Consider the following 1,494-nt stretch of genomic DNA (forward strand, 5'->3'; position numbering starts at 1 on the left):
TCAGTGGCTAAAACATACCCTACAAAATATCATGTCGATCAACCATAAAAAATTAAAGGATCTCTATCCGCAGAACTATAAGAAAAGTATCGAGCAATCAAATATGTAGTTCATCGGGCGCATACATAATGCTAAATAATAATTTTTTTCTATTTATTAAAAAAAACAGCAAAGGAAATGTAAAAGAAAGATTAGCCGCTAAACCAGATGGATTTCCGTATGACCCTAAAATACGAAAATCGTCCATCGTTGGTAAAATTAGTGTGTATTGCAATAACCCATATACAGCCATTATAATAGAAACAATGATGAAAATCTGATTTGTTATTTCTGTCGGAATAATGTCTTCTTGAAAATAGAGATATAATAAAAGAGAGGATAACAATACGTTTATCTCCATTATAGGAATATCCGAAAAGTACCCTCTAATCAATATGTAGGAAAGCAGTATTATTATCGAAAAGCTTATTTTTTCAATAATAATACTACGGTGTTTAAATAATATAAATATACCTCCTACTATAGACATTAAAATAGAGACGTACCACTTGGGGGTAAGTTTATTGTCTACAAAATGGTCTACATTTAAGGATACTATTGATACCAGTAATATGAAGAATAAACTGATTGAAAATTTTTTATTTAATAGACTCATTTATATAAAAGCAAAGTAATTGTGTGATAAAATTATTGTTTCACACAATTACTTATAAAAATTTTGAATTTAAATGATACCTTCTTTTTTTAAAATTACTTCCAATCGTCTAAATTCTTCCAGCTTTTTTTCCCATTCCCATTCTTCTGAATGAACTAAATTTTTATAATCTAAATCAATATATGCTCCCTCAAGGTTATCAGATAGTTTATTACTGGGATTATCGAAGTCAGATACTATTAAATCAAGTTCAATTCCTACTTTACTTAATTTCCAGATAGATAGATACTCTGATTGAAGAGAAAATACATCTTGATCCAAATGAAATACTATAGTTTCTGGAATCCTATAATCTTTTTTCTCCCAATTAGTCTTTATTCCAAACATAGCTCTATATTACCCCTTTATTTTTTAGTTCCAATTTAAGGTCCTCAAATTCTGTTTTTATACTATGGATATCTACTGACTCCTTTTTATTAGGTGCAGTTCCGATATCAAGATTTACAACCTTTATATTAATTTTATCTCCTTCCCTCAAAATTATAGTCTTCCATCTAAATCTGTTTTTTAGTTCATCACCACCGAATAATAATAGATAGTAAAAGTTCTCTGTCCTTTGAAGTATAACATTACTATAGAAACAATTTAGATTGATAATATCGCTATTATTAATTGTAATTTTTAAACTTTTCATTATTATTAGTGATATGGTATTGTACGTCTTCAAACTAAATTGGACATTTTTGTTCAAAACCTTAAGGAGGATTTCGTGTTATAAATTTATTAATTTTTCTTGATTATACAACTGTCTTCTTTTGTTGATTTCGTTCGTTTTTATT

At 27.7% G+C, this 1,494-nt stretch carries 2 protein-coding genes; both read right to left on the reverse strand.

The features are described from left to right. Window positions 1-724: 724 nt before the first annotated feature. Window positions 725-1,042, reverse strand: coding sequence for a hypothetical protein (locus E4F24_RS05385; protein ID WP_140937648.1), 318 nt, complete (start codon window positions 1,040-1,042; stop codon window positions 725-727). Between the two features lie 4 nt (window positions 1,043-1,046). After that, a complete protein-coding gene (locus E4F24_RS13930; protein ID WP_140937649.1) occupies window positions 1,047-1,349 on the reverse strand; it encodes a hypothetical protein in 303 nt (100 codons plus the stop codon). Window positions 1,350-1,494: the final 145 nt, after the last annotated feature.

It is taken from the genome of Sphingobacterium lumbrici (assembly GCF_006476045.1).
GTDB classification, from domain to species: Bacteria; Bacteroidota; Bacteroidia; order Sphingobacteriales; family Sphingobacteriaceae; genus Sphingobacterium; species Sphingobacterium lumbrici.

What these genes read in the sequence shown, in the direction of transcription:
- E4F24_RS05385 (WP_140937648.1), bottom strand. Translation starts at nt 1,042, where the DNA reads ATGTTTGGAATAAAGACTAATTGGGAGAAAAAAGATTATAGGATTCCA.
- E4F24_RS13930 (WP_140937649.1), bottom strand. Translation starts at nt 1,349, where the DNA reads ATGAAAAGTTTAAAAATTACAATTAATAATAGCGATATTATCAATCTA.